This is a genomic window from Serratia sp. N21D137, from assembly GCF_047530005.1.
Classification (GTDB): domain Bacteria; phylum Pseudomonadota; class Gammaproteobacteria; order Enterobacterales; family Enterobacteriaceae; genus Chania; species Chania fonticola_B.
On the sequence record NZ_JBLJAJ010000042.1, the window covers coordinates 1 to 22,158 of the forward strand.

General features: G+C 45.5%; 13 protein-coding genes and 2 pseudogenes. All 15 read right to left on the reverse strand.

The window, feature by feature from the left end:
* Window positions 1-125: 125 nt before the first annotated feature.
* Window positions 126-422 (reverse strand): annotated as a pseudogene (locus ACMV5H_RS22970) (DDE-type integrase/transposase/recombinase); the annotation flags it as partial.
* A 92-nt stretch (window positions 423-514) separates the two neighbouring features.
* Window positions 515-907 (reverse strand): DUF4150 domain-containing protein, encoded by a 393-nt coding sequence (locus ACMV5H_RS22975; protein ID WP_414822549.1) that lies wholly within the window; start codon window positions 905-907, stop codon window positions 515-517.
* Window positions 908-917: 10 nt separating this feature from the next.
* The gene (locus ACMV5H_RS22980) at window positions 918-1,523 is read right to left on the reverse strand and encodes a DUF3540 domain-containing protein (protein WP_414822550.1); all 606 of its coding nucleotides are present in this window, start codon (window positions 1,521-1,523) and stop codon (window positions 918-920) included.
* Window positions 1,524-1,539: 16 nt separating this feature from the next.
* A complete protein-coding gene (locus ACMV5H_RS22985) occupies window positions 1,540-2,610 on the reverse strand; it encodes a pentapeptide repeat-containing protein (RefSeq protein WP_414822551.1) in 1,071 nt (356 codons plus the stop codon).
* Complete coding sequence (locus ACMV5H_RS22990; RefSeq protein WP_414822552.1) at window positions 2,607-5,147, reverse strand: DUF2169 domain-containing protein; 2,541 nt, start codon at window positions 5,145-5,147, stop codon at window positions 2,607-2,609. The genes ACMV5H_RS22985 and ACMV5H_RS22990 overlap by 4 nt, the downstream gene beginning before the upstream one ends.
* Window positions 5,148-5,959: 812 nt before the next feature.
* Window positions 5,960-8,221: a type VI secretion system Vgr family protein gene (locus ACMV5H_RS22995; protein ID WP_414822553.1), complete on the reverse strand. Its 2,262-nt coding sequence runs from the start codon at window positions 8,219-8,221 to the stop codon at window positions 5,960-5,962.
* Between the two features lie 722 nt (window positions 8,222-8,943).
* Window positions 8,944-11,553: a type VI secretion system ATPase TssH gene (gene tssH / locus ACMV5H_RS23000; protein WP_414822554.1), complete on the reverse strand. Its 2,610-nt coding sequence runs from the start codon at window positions 11,551-11,553 to the stop codon at window positions 8,944-8,946.
* Window positions 11,554-11,603: 50 nt separating this feature from the next.
* The gene (gene tssG / locus ACMV5H_RS23005; RefSeq protein ID WP_414822555.1) at window positions 11,604-12,647 is read right to left on the reverse strand and encodes a type VI secretion system baseplate subunit TssG; all 1,044 of its coding nucleotides are present in this window, start codon (window positions 12,645-12,647) and stop codon (window positions 11,604-11,606) included.
* The gene (gene tssF / locus ACMV5H_RS23010; protein ID WP_414822556.1) at window positions 12,644-14,515 is read right to left on the reverse strand and encodes a type VI secretion system baseplate subunit TssF; all 1,872 of its coding nucleotides are present in this window, start codon (window positions 14,513-14,515) and stop codon (window positions 12,644-12,646) included. The genes tssG and tssF overlap by 4 nt, the downstream gene beginning before the upstream one ends.
* Before the next feature lie 2 nt (window positions 14,516-14,517).
* Window positions 14,518-15,069 carry a type VI secretion system baseplate subunit TssE gene (gene tssE / locus ACMV5H_RS23015; protein ID WP_414822557.1) on the reverse strand — a complete coding sequence of 184 codons (552 nt, stop codon included), beginning with the start codon at window positions 15,067-15,069 and terminating at the stop codon, window positions 14,518-14,520.
* 425 nt (window positions 15,070-15,494) lie between these two features.
* Window positions 15,495-16,736, reverse strand: a complete 1,242-nt coding sequence (locus ACMV5H_RS23020; RefSeq protein ID WP_414822558.1) for a hypothetical protein — start codon at window positions 16,734-16,736, stop codon at window positions 15,495-15,497.
* Window positions 16,737-17,649: 913 nt separating this feature from the next.
* Window positions 17,650-18,128 (reverse strand): annotated as a pseudogene (locus ACMV5H_RS23025) (Hcp family type VI secretion system effector).
* Window positions 18,129-18,953: 825 nt separating this feature from the next.
* Entirely contained in the window at window positions 18,954-20,453 is a 1,500-nt protein-coding gene (gene tssC / locus ACMV5H_RS23030) for a type VI secretion system contractile sheath large subunit (RefSeq protein ID WP_414822559.1), read from the reverse strand.
* 3 nt (window positions 20,454-20,456) lie between these two features.
* Entirely contained in the window at window positions 20,457-20,981 is a 525-nt protein-coding gene (gene tssB / locus ACMV5H_RS23035; RefSeq protein ID WP_414822560.1) for a type VI secretion system contractile sheath small subunit, read from the reverse strand.
* 75 nt (window positions 20,982-21,056) lie between these two features.
* Entirely contained in the window at window positions 21,057-22,058 is a 1,002-nt protein-coding gene (tssA, locus tag ACMV5H_RS23040; protein WP_414822561.1) for a type VI secretion system protein TssA, read from the reverse strand.
* Window positions 22,059-22,158 lie beyond the last annotated feature (100 nt).

Sequence of the window (22,158 nt, forward strand, 5' to 3'; positions counted from 1 at the left end):
GCTGTTCCAGCAGCATTCGGACAGCCCGCTCACGCAGCTCTGGTGGGTAACGGTTTGCTCGTTTGGATGTCATTTCGGGTCTCCTTTCACTGAGAGTTTAGTCTCCCGAAAACCCGGTACGGTTCAGTATCCACCTTGCAGTAGAGATATTTCCGCTGACCTTTGACTTTGATGTAGGTTTCATCCATTCGCCATCGCCGACCTACGGTGCGCTTGTGTCGGAGGAAAACCTTATCCAGTAGCGGTACCAGGCGGATAATCGAACGATGCAACGTGGAATGGTCAACGACAATACCGCGTTCAGCCATTATCTCCTCCAGGTCACACAGACTCAGCAAGCAAGCCAGGTACTAGCGAACACACTGCGTGATGACATCGACGAGATAATGCAGGAGTTTGAAGGCTTTTCGGGCCAGCAATATAGTCAGGTAACATCACCGAAAAAACAGTATGTTACCTGACAACTCCTTAATGCAACAGAACCCCATTATCCATGCGAAGCATGACTGGACCACTACGGCGCAAGCAGCAATACCTTGAATTGGCTAGGTACTATGCGCATACCGACTGCATTCGTCGAGTTCTGCATGCTGATGCTGGTTAAACGCGTCGCTGGCGATCCTTTCAGCAAGACGGTAAATGCCCCAGTGAGATGACGTGATGGCCCCATGACCGTACCTGATACTACACCAGTGGCAACACCAGGGTTATCACCGTTGGTCAGCGGTGTAACCGTTGCCATATTATGTGCAGGCATTCCCATAAACAGAATATTCAGTGCGTTAGGAATCGCCGTTGATCCCAGTGCGATATCTGGGTAGGCAATTGGTATAGGCACTGGTATTGGAGTCAAGCAAACGTCAGGAAAAGCTAAATCAACACCCGACAATTGGCAGTTGGCAAACATAGCTAACTCCTTATCCCATATGAATCTGTTCAGAATCGACTTTAGTGATGGCTTTTGAGGTGATCACAATGTTGTGTGCATGTAGTCTTGCATAGTCTTCCACTTTCATATCCAACTGACCGGCACGCACTTGTTCAGTCTGACGCGTGGTACGCAGCAGGTTGTGGCTGATTTGTGTTACGGTATGCCAGACAGATTCAGCACACTTGCCGACAACTCGTGACAACGTCACGAATGCAGATAACTTATCACCGCTATAGTCCATCTCGTTAACATGGCAGTAGCCCTGTTGAGCATTAACGCGCAGGCTATTGCCACTGAGGCTCAACTCTCCGGCACTATGGATATGCAGATTGCCAGGCACACTTAATTTCGACTGGCGACTTTCGTCACCCTCTAGTACTGCTAGTAGCCAAACCTGCTTGTCTACACTGCTTATTAGTACCCTGTCACCCACCTGTGGTTCAATGAGGCAGCTCAGCGCGCGTCGGCAGTGCCAACCACGTCCTTCGTTTTTAACAGTAACACTGCCATCTGCAAAGCAATGGGTCACTGTGCCCAAAGCATGAGCAGGTAACATCACTGCTTCTGCCAGTTTATGGTTAATAGTTGTCATTTCTTCTCTCCTATTCTCAATAACGGCTATGGTGCTGTGCACTCCACATTTCAGCAGTTAATAGCTCTTCATCATATTCCAAGATCCCCTTTCGAGTGGTAAACAGCGCTTCTTCCTGGCGTGAGCGATGCAGACGGGTACGAGCAAAAGTTGCACCTCGTAGGTCAGCTTGGCGCAGATCAGCATAGGAAAAGTCGCTCCATGTCAGATCGCATAACGCGAATCGAGCACCGACTGCGTGTACTTGCTGCAAAATGCCTTGGAATAGGCGGCTCATGCTGAAGTCTGCCTGATCAAGTACCGCTCCAACGAATATTGCCTGGTCGAACAGGCTGCTACGACACTGAGCCCCACGCATATCTGCCTCCATAAATAGCGCTTGGCTGGCATTAACCTGATTAAGCTGTACTTTATGCATAGATGCTCCTTTAAAATTGCAATGGGTAAGCTGTGCTCCGTTAAAATTCGCGTCATCTAATAAGCAATCGGTAAACTGACAGCCGGTGAATTTCTGGCGAGAATAGTTCTTTCCGCGCTGATCACACTGGAAAAACACCGTCCGGTCAAACTGCATTACACCTAGCTTTGTCGTGCGTAGGTCGATATTAAAAAAGGTAGTCAGTAGGCTACCACATTGCATGAAGCTGGCATTAGTCAGTGCAGACTCATAAAACACGCTTCGCTCCAACGTCGAACCATTAAAGCAGCTGCCGTCTAGCTGACAGTGCATAAACTGACTGCTTTGCAACACAGTTTCTGAAAAATTGCTTTCTTCGAGGGCACACTGATTAAACACACAACTATCAAGTTGTGTCCCCGGAACATGAAGATGAGGCATCTCGCACTGGTTAAACGTCGTTTGCTTGAGTTGTGCACGATGCAATTGCAACTGATCGAGCTTACACTCGGTAAACATAGTTTCATGCAGGTTGGCGTTTTCCAGATTCGCGCCGCGCAGAGATACTTCCTGAAAAATGCCGCCGGCCAAATCGCAACCATGCAGATCCATGCCATCCAGTGACATTTCACTGAGCAATTGACCTTTTTTAATGTGCTGGACAATATCTCTGGGAGTGAGCATCGTCATATTAGTTCTCCATCACGCTTCGGCAGCGTTTTAATCCGTTTGGTCCAAGCGCCGTCCAGCCGTGTCGTCTTGCTGGTAAAGGATTGCGAGAGATCGGTGCGGAACAGATTCGCACCGCTGAAATTGGCACCGCCAAGCTGACTTTTTTGCAGCAATGCTTCCATCAGATTGGCGTTGGTAAAATCAGCCTCGCGAAAATCGGTGCGCACAAACAGGCTACCAACCAGGTTGGCACGCTCAAAGTTGGTATTGCGACAATCGGCCTCACTAAGATCGCTATTTTCTATTTTCACCTGCATAAAACATGCGCCCTGTAATTGTGTCTGACGCAGATTACTTTGCTGGATTGTGGCATGGTTGAAATCAGCGCCAATAAGCGAACTTTCTGACACTACAGCGCTACAGATCCATGTTGCAGCACTAAAATCAGCTTTCTCAGCCTTAGTTTGAACCAGCGAACAACTTTCCAGTGTGGCATCATGGAAAATAGCATTCTCCAATTGAGATTGTAAAAAAGAGCATTTCTTCAACTGAGCATAGCTGAAGTCAGGTTCCTCCAGTCTAAGTTCCATAAAGATGCAGCTATCAAGGTTGGCATGATGGAACCGACAGTGAATCAAGCTGGTTTCACGCAAGATTAACGTCTTAAAGGTCGCGTTATCAAAAATACATTCCTCAAACTGCGCATTCTGTAATTGGGTATCATCAAATCGGGCTCCGCTGAAATCACTTTTCTGACACTCTGCCAACACCAGACTTGCACCGCTAAAATCACAGCCGCGCAGCGCGGATTGCTTTAGTTCTGTTCTGGCAAGCACTGCGCCCCGAAAATTGGCGTTATCCAGTTGGCAGTTGCTCAGGTTTGCACATTCCAACAGCGCCTGATTAAAATTGGCACCGCGAAGATCCATCCCTGAAAAATCCACACCAGTCAGATCCATGCCGCTAAAACTACGGCCCTGCACCAGAGTACGCTCAGCATGCTGGCGCAAAACCTGTACTATGTCGCCCTTCAGTTTGAACGCTGGCGGCTGGTGTTGTACCGCACTCAGGTACATCTGATGTAGAGCCTCACGTGTTTGTACGCGTTTTTTCTCATTCAGCGCTGGCTGGTGCTGGTGCAGCAATTCCTGCATTTTATGCATAGATTCCGGGCCACGAGGTTGACTTGCATCTGCATTTTGCTGAGGATATTTCTCCGCTATGTCGCGTTTATGCTGTTCCGCTTTATCTTGCATCTCCTGTGCCTGACGTTCTATCTTTTCGATAAACTCAGGTAAATCTTCAAGCTTCGGCCGAGCAGGCTCTTCGATATCCGACAGTAAAGCATTGATATCACCGCCAGAGGACTCAATGGTGGCTCTATGCTGCTCGCAGAGCAACTGGGCACGAGTTTCCATATTGCCCTGCAGGGGACTGGGCGACTGCTCAATTTCATTGTCTATCCAAGGGCCGATAGCCTCTTCCGGCAAGAGGTCCTTTTCTCGAAAGGCGAACAGTGCCCCCTTCTCTTTATCCATACGTCTGGCCAGAACCTTGCGATAATGGTGGAGTGAACGGGCTGCCCCTTGTTTTTCTAGCGCCGGGATCAACTGCAGGACATCCGCAGTGTCGTCTTCATTGATGCGAATATGCCCCTGCCAGATAAGCATCATCTGTTCCAGGTGCGGGAAGAACCACACTGTGGTTGCTCGAAGCATAATCTCTTCAAATAAGGTTTCATCACCCCGCTGGCGATTAATAAAGCAACGTGCTTGCCATGAAGGAAGCCGACCTTCTTGGAACGGTTTCTCGGGATGCATATTCCAGATCCGCCATTTCGCCCGTGGCGGTAACGTATCCCGACCGTTCCACCACTGGTCGGGGCTGGCAGCATTAAATACTTTCCAGTCAATATCGTGAGCAAAACCAGGAAAATCGTTTTGCAACCATTTGGCATCGTACTTTTTGCCTATCCGGCTAAAGCGCCGAGGCCATTGAATATCTAAAGGCCCGAAGCTCGCAGGTTGCGGCTGCTGTTTTGGTAAGGTAATTCGATCTGTCAGCAGTTCGATATTCGGCAGAGGATACAGTTCGCGCCCCTGCTGTTGCACATGAGCAAAACCAATGCCGTGCGGATTGTCAGTATAGCCGCTTCCGCCATAGGCGCGGCTCCAGTCAAGGCGCATTTCGCTAAACCGCTGCGGATGGGTCATTCGGTTATCTGCCCAATAGCGATCACCAGAGACTATCAAAGACTTGCTGAGATTTTCGATATCAATTCGAGCCACACAGGTGCTTTTTTCTTCCTGATGATGAGTGTAGGCAAAACCTGTGGCCATAAATTCGGCACAGACTTTGGGAATAGCCATATCAACAACGCCACCACTAGTTTGCAGTTCATTTGCTGCAAGCTGCCACAGCTCCATCTCAGGTCTCAGTTGAGGATTTGGCCCCATATCAGCCAGCGCTAATACCGAAACACCAAGATAATTCTTTCCCTGCCAACGGAATGGCCTATTCAATAAACTCAGGCGTAAGGGTTTAATTATTTTCATAGGGCGTCTTTATTTAAAATACTGTATTTACACTTAAAAAATAAAATACAATTGATGGAAAATAGAAAAAATGACTAACCTTTAGCGATGAATAATCATATTTCATGAGACTGACAAGACCATTTTTTAACATCATGACTTTAGTTTCATATACGTGTGACGTTGTAAAAAAATTTTATTACATCAAGAAAAAACATTCAACATGTAGATTTCTCATTGCAAAAAAAACACTCATGGAGTATAAATTTAAATATAATTTCGCAATATATTTACACTTATTTACTTTGAGCGTCCGGGATCATTACAATTTAGCCATTTTAATTGGTTACGAAGATTGAGATTTTTACGCTCAGTTTGTATATATAAAAATTACCTGCCATGTAATTTTAATTCGGCAGCATGCCGTAAGCACTGAAGTTATCTGTGCAAAAAAGGCAACACTAAAACCCATCAATATCTTCAGTAAATTACGGAAAGCATTTTTACTTCGGCAACAAAAAATTAAAACACTTTAATTTTACTTCAAATTTTACAATTGCAAATAATTTATAAGTCGCTTGTTTTTTAGTGTTATAAAATATCGTAACTTTACAAAGTCGTTGATTTAAAGAAATAGAAAAAACACAACCAACATTATTATTAATAAATAATAATTACTTGTTAATTTAACGAGCAATCACTCTATTGAAAGGTCTTCTAAAACATAAACCACAACGATGAATATCAAAGTAATAACAACTCCTATTAACAAAAAGTCACCTAAAAACCCGACATAATCTCAATCCAATTTTTAAAAGAAATAAACAATCTTCTTAAGCTATGATAAAAAATTCAGTACTGGTTACACTAAGAAGTAATTGATTAATCTCAGTTGATGTCATCTTAATACTGACGTCATTGCTTTTGGCTTCAAATACAGTTTTTGACCAATCTTTAAGTTTAAAAGAGGTTGTCACTAAAGATGCAGAGTTTGAGTGCAATGATAAACTCTGCGACTCACCAACCACTGAAACGTTAACACCTAAGATACTTTCAGAAGCTGCACTCACAGTCAGATTGTGTAGTTTTGGATTCCACACAGATGAAGGTGCATCCATTGTGATTCCTACATCACTTTTAATAGTGATGAGCTTAGGACTGGAAATTTTAATTTCGCCATTTTTTACGTATTGTACCCAATCCCCTGTATTGATATTGACATGCAATCCTCCGTCTATATCTTCATTTTTCCCTGAACCTTTAATCGTTTTTTTCAATCCTTGTTCAATGTTTTCTTCTAACTCTCCTGCAACATTATATTTCTCGCTACCATTAACAGTCGTTTCTCTGTTACCTTCAATTTTATTAATTTCACCACCATCGAGAATGGTGAAATTACGGCCTCTAGATATTGTGATTTTCTCACCATTATGGAAATTTTTGGTTTCTACATCATCAACATCTGTAGTACGTTTGGCATTAAAATTAAATACAGCATCCTGACCAACGATGTGACTCTCATTTTTATTAATTACTGTTTTTAGGTTACCATCAATATTTATACTTTTATCATTCTCTACCGAGATCTTCATGTCTTTCTCAGAATGCATCTCGACAGACTCATTACCCGGGTTATCTTCAAAGAACAGAAAACTAGCATTATCAATATTCCCATCTTTACTTCGCGTCATAAACCCCATCTTAGTAGCGTCACCAGGGAGAGCCCAGGGTGGCATGCTGACTTCATTATACAAACGTCCGGTGACAATGGGGCGGTCAGGATCACCGTTAATAAAGTCAATAACCACTTCATCGCCGACGCGCGGGATTTGTACACAGCCGAAGCCCTGCCCTGCCCACGCGCTCGATACACGTACCCAGCAGGAGCTAGTGTCATCGCCTTTGGCATTACGATCCCAGTGAAACTTCACTTTAATGCGACCATATTTATCAGTCCAGATACTTTCCCCATGCGGCCCTACTACTTTGGCTGTCTGCGGGCCGTAAGTACGCGGCCAGGCAGTTACCTGTGCAGGACGATAGACCACTGATGATGGAATCACAGTAAAGTTGGTTTGATAAAATATATCGCTATCCCCCCCGCTGGCGTAACAATTCTCTTCAAAATAATAGTCTGCAGCAGTAGTCAAGTATTCGCCGTTGTCGCTGAAGAATGGTGCATTACTCAGGGTGAAGGTTGCACCTGGGGAGATCCCAACAGCAGTAGCAGTCGCCTGAATTTGCTGATGCTCAACCAGCCAGCGCTCCTGACGAATACGGGCGTAGAGTTCACCGTGTCCATGCTCGACAAACCGGCCAGGCCAGTCATAGACATCAATACTACCTGGTGAGGAGGATGAAGGATTTTGTCGTGCCTGAAACAACCAGGCGTCTGGTTTACGGAAATCATAGTCATCAAGGCTGTAGATCCCAGGAGTCACACTATCTTCCAGCGCCCACAAACTGATCCCTTCTTCAGTGGTAATACCGCCAGAAGGAGTCTGATGATACGAGATAGTCTCATAGCCGCTAACAGGTTGATACTGCATAGTCGAATCAGTCAATATCATCGTATGTTTATCCGCCTCGTGGCGAAAATGATACGCAATCCCCTCCAGTTCCATCAGACGACTGATAAAGGCCAGGCTGCTCTCTTGATACTGTACACAGTAGTCCCATATCCGATAACTTCTGCTCAGCTTATTCTCAACATTAACTTGATACTCACTCAATAGTATGTTGATAATTTGCGGTACCGTCTGCCCCTGAAAAATACGCAAATCACGGTCTCGTTTCATTGGCCATAAACTTGGTTCTACAGTCAACTGATAGACAGCATAACGGGTTCCGCTTATTTCTACAGCGTTTACAGCTACACGGGTAATTTTGCCGTTAAAATAACGTGAACTCAGCGCGTTGTGGGTAGGAATAGTCACAGTGACTGCCTGACCGAGTAACTTGCTGCGATCTAAGCGCGCATCGTTACCGAGTAGTGTCAAGCTTAGTTCAAACATTTGTGATATCGCCTCGTGTCCGGCTAGTTTCCAGAAAAGTAGCCCCTCTACAGGGAGCTGAACAGTGATCCTGTTAGACATGGCATTATTCCATTCAATATGAATTTTAGAAAAAGAGTTATTGTTTAATAAAACCTAAATTTATGAGTTTAAGTTTTTAATGCTTTGGTTTTTTATCTCTAATCAAAAATTAGAAAGAACACAAATAAAATATATAACAACGAGTAATGCAGTTAAATTGTCGCCAATACCCACCGTCACTTGTATACTATAAAAATAACTTTCCATCATAGAATATAATTTGTTATTCTTGAGCAATAATCTTGGTCTTACCAGAGAGATTGCTAATAGTAAAAAAAGATAATAAAAAAATCAGCAGATCTTTATCCAGGATCTAGGTATTTTCCGACGAGATATCGCAATGCAAATAGGTCAGTTTCGTAATTTTTTAATCGCACAAAATGGCTCCTTATTATTTAATAATTTCCATATCTTATCAAGATGATTCAACTAATTCTTTTGCAGTCAACTTAAGATAGTAATTCTATAAAACAGTGTCTTCATATAAGCAATGTCGCTCTGTGCTAAGAAGCACAGCATCAAAGTCAAGTTTTTATTACATACTCGACGAATGAAGATATAAATTATTTAATCACTATCCGACATTTCAGTTTATGGTCCTAGGCACGAAAAACAGCAATGAAATCACTGTTACCAAACATTCCCTTATTTTTAAATTTGTTAAAAAAATACTCGAACAGTAGCACATTCGAAGAGTTCAGCTATTTTCATTTCCCGTCATTTTAAGACTCTCTTTCTGATAGAGATTCACAATGGAACTTTCCTTGAGTATAGCTAATATGTAGTTGCTTAAACTGCTCATCATTACGGCTAGCGGTTAACAAAATTTGGCTAATTTGCGGTAGCAGCGTATTGGTCAGAATAGCATCAACCATGCGCCCACCGGATTCCACCTCAGTACAGCACTGGACCACCTGCTTGATCACACTATCATCAATTTTACAGATGATATTGTGATTATCTTGCAGGCGGCGCTGAATACGAGCCAGCTGTAGCTGTACAATCTGTGCAAGCATACTGTCGCTCAACGGATAATATGGTACTACCAGCAGGCGACCGAGCAATGCCGGCTGGAAGAACTGCAGTAGCGGCTGACGCAGTGTGGTGCTGAGCACTTCAGGCTCAGGTATCAGATCTGGGTCAGTACACATTGCACTAATAAGTTCTGCACCGACGTTCGAGGTTAATATAATAATAGTATTGCGAAAATCGATATGGCGCCCTTCCCCATCTTCCATCCAACCTTTATCAAAAACTTGAAAGAAGATTTCGTGAATATCAGGATGCGCCTTCTCGATCTCATCCAGCAACACCACACTATGAGGGCGACGGCGTACCGCTTCAGTCAGCACACCACCTTCACCATAACCGACATAGCCCGGAGGCGCACCTTTCAGGGTCGAGACGGTATGTGCTTCCTGGTATTCACTCATGTTGATAGTAATAACACTCTGCTCACCACCGTATAGCGACTCCGCCAGCGCCAGCGCAGTTTCGGTTTTCCCTACTCCGGACGGGCCACAGAGCATAAATACGCCAACAGGCTTGTTTGGGTCGTCCAGCCGTGCACGCGAAGTGCGAACTCGTTTAGCAATAAGCTCTAACCCATGACGCTGGCCAATAACCCGCTGATTTAGCGTATCAGCAAGGCCTAGTACGGTATCAATTTCATTTTTCACCATCCTGCCTAGCGGAATACCGGTCCAGTCGGAAACAACCGCAGCAACCACATTTTCATCCACAGCAGCAAACAGCAGTGGCTCGTCACCTTGCAACACCTTCAGTGTTAGTTGCTTTTCGTGAAGCGTCTGGCGTAACACCGACTGCGCCTCATAGTCGGCGTACTGCAGTTTTACTCGCAAGGCGATCACTTCATCAACTAGTGTGCGTTCTTGCTCCCATCGAGTATTGAGCGCATCGCGTTCCGTTTTATACCGTTCGTACGCTTGTTTAACTCGTTCAATCCGCTGACCATCGCCAATCGCTATACGATTTTCACGCTGGGCAATTTCCAGCTCGACATCCAACGCAGCAATGCGCTGTAGGCAATTCTCCAACTGCGGCGGTGGCGCGCTCTGGCTGACAGCAACACGAGCACAGGCGGTATCCAACAGTGCCACCGCTTTATCCGGAAGTTGTCGAGCAGGAATGTAACGATGTGACAGCTTCACCGCTGCGCTAATTGCCTCATCGAGTAGAAGCACACGGTGGTGTTTTTCCAAAGACAAAACATTGCTGCGAAGCATCCGCTGCGCCTTCTCTTCATCAGGTTCAAGAACCTGCACCGTCTGAAAACGGCGAGTTAGCGCCGGATCCTTTTCAATATATTTTTTATACTCTTCCCAGGTGGTTGCACCGATAGTTCGCAATTGTCCTCTGGCAAGTGTCGGCTTCAGCAGATTTGCTGCATCGCCAATACCTTGTTGACCACCTGCGCCGATTAAGGTGTGTATCTCATCGATAAACAGGATGATGGGCGTAGGGCTGGATTGTACTTTGTTGATTAGTGCCTGCAGCCGGGCTTCAAATTCCCCCCTCATGCCAGCGCCAGCCTGCAATTGGCCAATGTCCAACAACCATAGCTGAATATTGCGCAGAGGCTCAGGCACATCGCCTGCAGCAATGCGCCGCGCAAGCTCCTCAACCACCGCTGTTTTGCCAACCCCAGCTTCACCAGTTAGCAGCGGATTGTTCTGTCGGCGGCGCATAAGAATATCAACTACCTGGCGGATCTCTTCATCACGCCCTACCACTGGGTCGATCTTATCCTCTTGGGCCAGCTGCGTTAGGTTTTGTCCATACTTTTCCAGTATACCGGTAACGTTGTCAGCCACTTCAACCATGGTTTGCTTGCCTTCTTTACTGTCGGCCAGCAACATATCGAAGTTTTCACTTAATACTTCAACGTTAATTCGGGTAAACTGGGTCGAAATACTCCTCAGCACAATAGCCAAATTCCAGGTTTCCAGCAGACAAATCATCAGATGTCCACTACGTATCTGATTAACGCCATATTTTAGCGAGCCGCAGACCCAGGCGCGCTCGACAGCACAGTCTATATGTTCAGAGAGATCTGATACTGAGCTTGCACCGCGTGGCAGAGCATCCAACGCAGTGATAATGTCACAGGCAAGAACCTGCTCATCAAGGGCGAAGTAGTTAATAATGTATTGCAAGTCGCTATTCTGTTGCTGCATTAGTTGGTGCAGCCAGTGCACCAGCTCAACATTGGGGTTACCACGTAGTTTACAAAGGGCAGTTGCGTTTTCTAACGAGGTAAACAACAGCGTATCCAATTTACCAAAAAGTACGGTACGGCTGATTTCTGACATGTTCGGCTCCATTGATAACATTAGATAAATAGGCCAGAGAGCAAGCAACATTACCCGTCGGCCTTCTCCACAATAAACACCAGATCGCCCCTCGGTGTTAGAGTTGGCTGATGGCCAAGCCAAGTGCTATAGCCTAATTTTCCGCTACTGCTAAGCACTGCACTAGGAACCTCATCGCTGCGGATAAGCACACATACATCCCAAGCGTACTCGATCCCGAGGTACTGACGAATCCAGTCGCGCAATTCGCTAACTGCTTTCTCACCCGGTAGGAAACGGGCGTAAGCTTCAGCGCTGAGTGGCCCGATTTTCAGGCGAAATTTATGCTGCACGTCGCGTACAGCTACGCCAAGGAACGCTGACACGCCCAGGCGAGATACGCGTCGCCCTGTGCCCAGCTGAGCTTGTTCGTGCTGACTTAGTGGCATCCACTGTGGTATGTTGCTGATAATGGTGACCGGGACTTTAAAGTAATTACACAGAATTTTTTCCAGCCCATCAGGATCACGGCCGTGGCGGCTGAGATGCCCAGCATGGGTAAAGCGCGCATGTGGGCTAAGCTCCCCCTTTTCCAGTTGTCCCGGCTGGCCCATCCCAATTAGTGACGCAATGTAGCGTTCGAAACGTCGGTTATCGAGGCGATCTAACGATACAGTAGGCTGCGCATCCGCCCAGGCACGATAAAACAGCAAAATCAGGCGGTGGTGAAACAAATCGGCAAAGGCGCTAAGACTGTCATCCTGATGATGGTGGATACGATCGCGAGCATATTCGGTCATATGCACCGGGAGCGGACCATTAGGGCCAAACAAACCGAAACTGAGAATAGAAATCTCTTGTACAGCACTGTTTTCGCGTTTTTCCACCCTAGCCAGCGTAGCCGGTGCAAAACCCATTGATGGCGTCTGACCAATACGTAGTGATTCAAACCTAGGCAACGGTGCGCGTCCCAGTGGGTAGCGTCCGCAGCTCTGCGAATCCAGACGACGCAAGAGATGAAACAAGTCATAGCGCCAAGGAGCAGTAGTTACACCACTCCACAACTTGTCCGCCAGCTGCGTCAAGTTGTGAATAGTGACTAGGGTGTCACTCATATCAACGCCCTTTTACCCATACGTGGTGGCCAGTAGCCGATCTCGCCACGTTGCTGACTACATAAAGTAAATTCGGTAAAGCTATTCAGTGACACAAGACGCGCAAAGAACCGCTCAAGGACACTGCCAAATAGCCAGGGACTGGCACCGGAAAAGGCGTGCTCATCGACAGTTAAAGTAATGCCAATACCACGGGCGAAGGCAATCGGCCCCAGCTCCGGCACTCGTCGATGGACCGGCTCCAGCACGCAGTGGAGCACCCCTTCGATTTGCCGGGTCACACCTGTTTCGCCGAGGCTGGCATATAAGCTGAGGAGCTGACGTAACACTGCGGCTCCTTCACCGTTTTCGCCGTCCATCAAGCTGAGATAGTTCATCTGCAGCTGACTTATCAACCTCCAGGAGCTTAACCCTTCCGCCAGAGCTGGACGTGGAGGTGTTGGGCCATTGCGCATTTTCAACATTCTCACTGGTAACGAATCCGGCAGGACAAATTGTTCAAAATCCTGCTGTAGCATAAGCGGTAAGTCACGGCTAGTGCACAGCACTTCAGCGGTAATGTAACGCAGATCTTCCTGCCAGGGCGCATGCTGTTCATCGACCAGCGAGACAAAAGTTTCAGAACCGGCATAATCGGTACGTGCGCTGTAACGCAATGCATGTTCAGAGAGCATTCGCTGCTCGCGTCGTAAAGAAAAATAGGTACCATAATCACCGGCGTCCTGACTCCAAGAGCTCCAGAACGGACGAAATTCGCAATTGTCGTGCTGACCATCAGTGCTGCCATGGATTTTATTCACCGAATAGATTTCGTAATCCAGTGGGCGGACATTATCGACCACCAGATGATATTCATGCTTGCTATCGCTCAGCGTCTGCCGAGCAGCAATTTTGGGGAACAGGTTAATCACTGGCGTACAGTGCAATGCGAAGTGACTAGCTTCGACAACCTGTTCAAGACGTTCATCCGTTTTATCCAGCAAGATAATAATATCAAAGGATTTTTCTTGTTTACACTGGGCGATAAGTTTGCCAAGGCCGTTAATGCTGATAAAGCGGAATCGGGCCGGAAACGCAAAATATTCGTGTAGCAGTCTATAGCCATCAAAATTACGTAAATCCTCTGGAAGAAGAGCCTGATTAGCAGTAAAGCCTTCTTGCTGAAGCGCATGTTCGCTTAACACCAAGCGGACAGGATTGTTTCCAATGGTCTGACAGACGACGCGCACCTGATGGGCAAGGATCAGTTCGAGCAGACATAGTGCTTCGATATCCGGGCCGCTTAAGAAACACTCCAGCCGGTCAAAGGTTAGATGACCAAGATTCTGTGCTCCTTCACAGCTTATCCGGATGCGCAAGGCGCTAGCGGCTCCGCATTGGCTAAGACCAAGCGCCGCTAGTGGTATATCAGCTGGAATGCCGCCAAGTTCAGCTTTCTCAATACGCAGCGGCAACAATGTGACATTATGCGCGGTGGTATAGCTGCAGGTGACTCCGTTCTTCTTCAGTACCTGGCTGTCCATCATTGTGCCACGCTGTACCACGAATCCTTTGCTCAAATCGCCCTTGTTCATTTCTGGCTGTAACTCCGCTATGGCCATTGACGGCGTCGGTGCCAGATAATTTGGCGCGATCATCTCAAGCAAACGCTGCGAGAAACGCGGAAACTCAGCATCCATTTTAAGCTGGATACGCGAAGTCAAAAATGCAAAGCCTTCCATCATCCGTTCAACATAAGGATCAGCTACTTCAATCCCCCGCATACCTAGTCGCCCAGCAACTTTTGGGTAGCGTTGAGCGAATTCGGCACCCATCTCCCGCAGATAGGCCAGTTCGCGGTTGTAATATTCGAGCAACTTGCCTTCCATTGTTACCCCACATCTTTCAATTCAAAGTGGCCATTTTCAAGATCCACTTCAGTACGAAACAAAAACTCTAATGGGTAAGGCCTCCCCCATAAACGTCCTTTAATTTCAATAGAGAGGACGTTATGTAAATCCAGTGATTGGGTATCAGAAATACAGCGAACCTGGAGCCCTTGTTGCAAAATACGCGGCTCAAAGTTGATAATTGCCTCAGTGAGTTTGTGCTGAATATCCTGCCATTCAATATCAGACATCCGCTTACCCGCCAGCGATGCAACGCCAAAGTTGACCACAGAGCGGCGTACCTGCGCCAGTTCGGCCAACACCTGTGGACTATCATGATTGATCGTATTAAACAACCACTGCAGGTCACGCAGCACATGGCGGCGTAATATGTTGTGACTAATTAGATTACTGCTAAGCGGTTCAGATTTCTCCTGCGGTTGGTCATCTGTCAGGCGATCGAGCAGCGACGGTTGTATTTTATCGCGTGCACCAATAATTTCTTGTTGGTTACATACCTGCCATCCGCTGCTATTGCGTACCAATTTTTCCATGCAAAATTCACCATATTAAGAGAGGATCAGAAATTTATCGCTGTCGTTCAACAGCTCTTTTTACACATTCCTCTGATAGAGTGCCTCATCATCAAGCACATGCCACTCGGTGGCTCACGTCAGCGAAAAAGGGACTTCTGACTCCAACATGCAAAGTTAACATCCCAGGATCTGACATACCTGTTCACTGCCATTGATCAGGTAAACTTGTACATGACACCACAACAGAGTGGTAGCTTGCTGAAACCTGAAACCTGAAACCTGAAACCTGAAACCTGAAACCTGAAACCTGAAACCTGAAACCTGAAAACAAATTTAATCGATAGCGGTAAACGGCAGCCCAAAATAGCGGTTATTGACAATACGTACACAAACCCACCCCGGCGTATAATAATTACCCTGCAGCTGAAAGACGTATTTTTTCCTTATTTTTCATGAGATATAGCCTCGCGCCGACGTTCTCGTTTCCCTGTTTTCGATAGAGGGTATTTATTGCCATACCTTAGTTTGCAGCACACCTGACGAAAATTTAAAGATTGAAGCATAGAGGCGATAATAGTACAGATCCTGGATGTCATACCCGGTTGAAGGGCCTGACGAACCACTGTCAACAACATTGCCAACGAGCTCTCCGGCACCTCTTCACGTTTCGCATGTATTCGCTGTGGGCAAAAAAATCCTTTCTCTGGTTGAATGTGGACAACAGTTGGATCTTTCTGTAGAGGCTGATTCATAAACAGTAAAGAATCAAAGATGACATCTTGCTCATTATACGTTTCAGACTGTGGAGCTTTAGTAAGTTCATCAATGCTGAAGACATCAATAGGCGTCTGCAGCACCTCTCCCATTACACCCAATGGTTCATCATTGTGGGCGATTTTCACACTATTGTCGCAGTCAAACAGAGTCAGCACATCTAGCTTTTCCTGTGACTCAATAGGCACAGACGTTTTAGCTGCCAACACTAATGTGGTTGGTGTGTCGTCAGAAAAGATACTGCCACTGTTAAATGGCGTATTGTTGGCAAACAGATCATAAGTCACTACCGTTGAACGCTCAAACAGCAGCTCACAATCCGAGAACATCACAAGCGGATCTTCTGGATTGCGCTCAGCTGGCTTTGGTTCGGTAAAGGGATTAGGTAAATCTTCAGGTTGCAGCTTAGTTTGAGTGCTGAAGATATTGTCGGAAATAGAAAACTCCTGCATCAAACTGTCCCAGATTTCCGACGGCACTACGGTCGGCTCAGTATCCGCCCCTATCAGCGCAGCTTCTGGCAGTGGGGTAACCGATCTAGCGATGACAGGAAGTTGTCCACTAGCTGCTGTGCAGCTGGCCGGCTGAGTATCCTGAATGAAATCGCTCACCTCAATATGGTAGTTATCGATAGAAAGGATGTCGCCATCCTGTAGTTCGACCTGCTCCCAACACTCCAGCGGAATATTGTTTAGCATCACCCGAGTAATGTTGCCGTGATTGATGGTCTGGTCCTCGCCATCTGTTGCTGCATGAACAATGACCTGTAATCGAGAAATGACACAGTCGTCATCTGGCAACAGCAGGTTGTTGTTCACGGGACTCCCACTCGTACAGCCTGATGCATAAAAGTCACAGCTGCCCTGTGGCAGCTGATAACCGGATTTGGTCAAAGTAATCGTGAGTTGCATAGCCTATTCCTACTGAGATGATTAGCACTCAAATTCTGCTGCTATCAAAATAAGAACAGTGGCATTTACAGGCAGAAAACAATGCAATAATCGATAAGTTTATATTGATGATCTTTATATTATAAATGCATGCTTTATGAATATTTAGAATATAAGTCCTATTACAAATAGTAACAGCAAATCTAGCTAATTTCAAAAAGTTGCCATGAAAGCGTGACTAGCTCCAACACCTAACCATTTGGCATTGCTTAATGCAACTGCATTATCGTTACAAATTTGTGACAGGTTCCACAGAATAAATCCCCCCCCAAAAAACCACTGTAATTGGTGGGTTTGTTATTTTAGTAAACTTTCTTGCATAGCACACAACTCCTTCCAACAACTTTAGCTCCGCCCACTAGCGCAGAATTCCTGCTTCAGTATTTTTTGAGACCTTCAGACATACTCACGACAATGGAAAGAACATAACCTTTGAGATTCTTATTATTACGACAAACAATAGGAAAATCACAATAAGGAAAAAGAATATTAATATTTGTGATAAGTAGATATAAAACCTTTATCACCCCACAAAGCCAGGGTATTACCAAACAAAATTAGCCACCACAATAAATGAATTAATTTATGCCAACAAAATTGAAACCGAAACATTTTATCCCCAAAAAAATAAATAAAAAAAACAAAAATTATTATTAAAGCACGCCAAACCACACAATCACGAAATCTCACCTATAACTATAAACAATAGAGCTGTAGGTGTGACCATTTTTAAGAGTCATAAAATAATAAAGTGACCACCAAGAAATAAAAAAACAAATTCGCACATTATAAATTTTATTTTACTTAACCAACCCTTAATACGTTTGATCTGTAGAACCAGGGAAGAATCCCTGGTTCAGATTACACACAATAATTATACTTCTTTATTTTCTTTAATATTCCACCCAGTGCTGATCTCTGCACCTTTACCACCTGTGGAGGTTTGCTCCCAGTACTGCTGTTTAACTTTCGCCGCCTGGAAGGCATAGGCTACACCAACAGAATCGTTATCAACCCCTGTATACATTACGGAAGTCACTAGTACATCTTCGAGAGTGATACGTGCATATTCAACCTGTTGACCGCCAGCTTTACAGATTGACAGTTCAACTTTAGCCAGGTGCTTACCTCCTGAGCAGTGCTTCAGGATAGCAGTGGTTGATTTATCGATCATCGTGCTCACGTGCAGGTCGCTGAAATTGACCTTGCCAGCCCCCCCCCCCCGCCCACACTCATATTACCCGGCTGGGATGCCCCCCAGGAAAAAGAAACAATATCTGTCCATCCAGCATGATTAGAATCTTTCGATTCACCGGTAACACCCTCAACCTTAAGAAACATATCAATAGCCATAATGTATACTCTTTGTTAATGAAGATTATTGCTTTCTAAAAAGCACTCGCACGTAAAAATAAAAGTATGACTTTGAATAAAACCTTCATACTTCACCTCTTATTTATATCAATCGACATAAATCTATCAACATTCTTAATTACCCTTGTGAAATACCGTACCTACGATTTTTTAATCACTAAAAATCAAATCCACATCATGTTCACACGCATTACCGAGACTTCCCCAAAACATTAATTTACATTAACTCCTTAGAGGATATGAGTGGTAAGAGGCTTAAACTCATTACGCACACAATCTTTTATAAAGAAATTATTATTTATATTAAAATGCAAGGGAATTACTTTTGTTATTAAATTTTAAAATATTGAAGTTAAGCTACTCAATAAATACACAGCCACCACGCGCCATATACAGAAAGAGCCAACTTACCTCATCAGAATACCTCTTCACAAATCAGGTTAAAAAACAAATTTAACAAGCTTTTCATAGAGTAAACTTTCAATAAAGATAAGGTATTACAAACCATATATACCAAGGTAAAACAGTCAGTAACAACAGACTTGTGACTGTTTTTATCATGATAACTTACAAAAATCGACTTTATTTGTCGTGTAATTAACTTCAGGCGCGTTGAAAAAAAGTTATCCGAAAAATTAATCAATTTAAGAGGGTAGGATATCGAACAGCATTACTCCATCACTGTACTTAAAACAGGGTTACGCTATTTTGACTTGCTAACTACTGAACAGGTAATAAAAGATAACTTTCTATGATATCAGGTTTACCCAATTGCCAAGTGATAGCATCTTTAACACAAAAATGTTATGTTTCTTTAGCTTTTAGCGACGGCAGTTTTGACACTAAACGCAAAGAAACTGTCAGTCCTTCCAACTGGTAGTGCGGTCTAAGGAAAAACTTAGCTGTGTAGTAGCCCAGATGGTCTCCAATATCAGACACCTTCACTTCAGCGGCAGCAAGCGGCTTACGCGCTTTAGTTTCCTGCGACGAGTTTGCGGGGTCGCCATCAACATAGTCCATAACCCAGTCGTTTAGCCAACCCTCCATTTCGTCACGCTCGCGGAAAGAACCGATTTTATCACGCACGATACACTTCAGGTAATGAGCAAAACGGCAGCAGGCAAACAGATAAGGCAAACGTGCTGCCAGACGAGCATTCGCCATAGCGTCGGCATCATGATACTCAGCTGGTTTCTGCAGCGATTGTGCACCGATAAAAGCAGCAAAGTCAGAGTTTTTACGATGAATAAGCGGCATAAAGCCGTTTTTCGCCAGTTCCGCTTCGCGACGATCACTAATGGCAATTTCGGTTGGGCATTTCATATCCACACCGCCATCGTCACTTGGGAAGGTGTGGCAAAGCAGATTATCTACTGCACCGCCGGATTCGACACCGCGAATTGAAGTACACCAGCCGAATTCTTTGAACGAGCGATTGATATTTGCTGCCATGGCATACGCCGAGTTAGCCCACGCATAGTTATTGTGGTCTGCTCCGTCGGTCTGTTCTTCAAAATCAAAGCTATCTACTGGGTTGGTACGAATACCGTACGGCAGACGAGACAGGAAGCGAGGCATAACCAGTCCCAGATAACGCGCGTCTTCCGAGCCACGTAACGAACGCCAAGCTGCATATTCGGTATTCTGGAAAATTTTTGTAAGATCGCGTGGATTTGCAAGCTCTTGCCATGACTCCATCTGCATCACTTCCGGTGCTGTACCGGTAATAAAAGGGCAATGCGCCGCAGACCCGATACGCGCCATTTCCCCCAGTAGTTCGACATCCTGTGGGCTATGGTCAAAATAGTAGTCGCCGACGATGCAGCCAAACGGCTCACCACCGAATTGGCCATACTCCTGCTCATAGATTTTCTTAAAAATCGGGCTTTGATCCCAACCTCCCCCTTTGTAACGTTTAAGAGTACGGCCCAGCTCTTTCTTGGAAATGCTTATAAAGCGAATTTTCAGCATTTCATCGGTTTCACTGTTGTTAACCAGATAGCTCAGGCCACGCCATGCACTTTCCAGTTTTTGGAATTCTTCATGGTGCAGGATTTGGTTAACCAGACTAGACAGTTGTTCATCAATACCGGCGATCAAGTTCTGGATGGTGCGGTAAGTATCATTGGAGAAAGTGATAGTATTTTCCAGCGCCTGTTGTGCCAAGGTTTTTACCGCACTCTCGACAGCAGAACGCGCCTGGTCAGTCTTTGGGCGAAACTCTTTGTTTAGTAACGTGCTGAACTCATTCTGGCTAAACACCTGACCAGACTGCTTCTTGTGTCGTTTAGTCGGGTTGTTCATCAATTATTCCTCACTACCTTTTGCGCTATCATCTTGATTCGGCATCTGGCTCAAAGACTTGAGCAGTGTCGGATCCTGTAGAATTTGGGCAATCAGTTCTTCCGCACCGTTCTTACCATCCATATAAGTCAGCAGGTTGGAAAGCTGAGTACGAGCTTCCAGCAGTTTGTTAAGCGGCCCAACTTTGCGCGCAACAGCATCAGGCAGGAAGTCGTCCATACTATCGAATGTCAAATCAACGTTAAGCTTGCCTGCCCCAGTCAGAGTGTTGTCGATCTGGAAAGCAACACGTGGCTTCAGAGCCTTCATACGCTCATCAAAGTTATCAACATCGATCTCAAGGAATTTACGCTCATCAAGCACAGGTTGATTTTCGACCGACTTACCATTCAGATCAGCCATCACGCCCATCACAAACGGAAGCTGAATTTTACGTTCCGCACCATAAATCTCCACGTCGTACTCGATCTGTACGCGGGGTGCACGGTTATATGCGATAAATTTCTGCCCACTTTTACTTACTGCCATGATGTTCTCCATCAAAGATACACGGTAAAGGTTAAGTGCCAGACATTATGTCTATCACCATAATGCCCGGACATGTCAGTCGCTACGTCCAAAAATGTTTTCCAGTTGATGAGCACTATCTGGATTTAACTCCTTGATTATTTGAATAAAATCCAACCCAATGAGCCGCTGAACTCGTTCAATCATCAGCGGCGCTGGATGGCTTGGTTCATACTGTGTAAAGTACTGTTTCACTTTTTCCAGCATCTTTTTCGCCTCAGCGCGGCTAACTATTTGTGCACTGCGCCAGTCAACAATAGACGGAGATGCCGTACCGTGAAGCACTTCATGTTCACTCACTGCACTTTCCTCACTAGGCATCGAAATATCGGTGACCTGACAGGCACTGGCAATTAAGCCAACAGTCTTTTGCCACTGCTCCATCTCCAGCACATAGCTTTCCCCAAGTCTATCGCTTAATATGTCTTGAATCGTCTGCAGTCGCAGATGAATAACGAGAATGGCATCAATGCCAGGTTGCCCACCGTACGCCAACTCCTCAATCAGTCGAGAACGACCACCAAGGTAATCAGCACATTCGGTCTTGCTACCATCAAGCAATGCCTGGGCATCGCACACCATCAGGTCATCTCTGTTACTATGTAACAATACAGCCTTATGTAACACAGTGGTGAGCCGCGATTTATCGCTTAACACCGCTAGCGCATTCATTCGATAGAACGGATCAATTTCGCCAAATTCTTCCAGCAACGGGTATATTGACTCCCAGTAAATCGACAGCCCCTGCTGTACCAGCAGCAGACCGCTAGCATAGCCAGTCAGGCCACTACGCATAGTCCACGCCTGAGTGAGCGCAAGCATGACACGTAAATCTTTGGTTCGGCTGAGCAAACTTACCGCCAGTCTTTCTACCGTCGCCCAGTCAGCAGGCTCTGCTGGGATAATGGTGTCGCCGAACTGTTGCTCAGCTTTTCCCTGCATTGCCTGTTCCATTGCCTGGAAGTCAGAGTCATATTCAAGGTTTTCACCGCAGGGCTGCTCCGGGGTAACCGGGGCAAGAAACGCATCAATATTCATTGCTTACCTGCTTATTGAAACATCGGCTGATAGAGACAGTATCGGCCCAATCTTGAGCTGCCGATGGAGTAGAATAATAGTGAACAACTGAGCGGTAAAA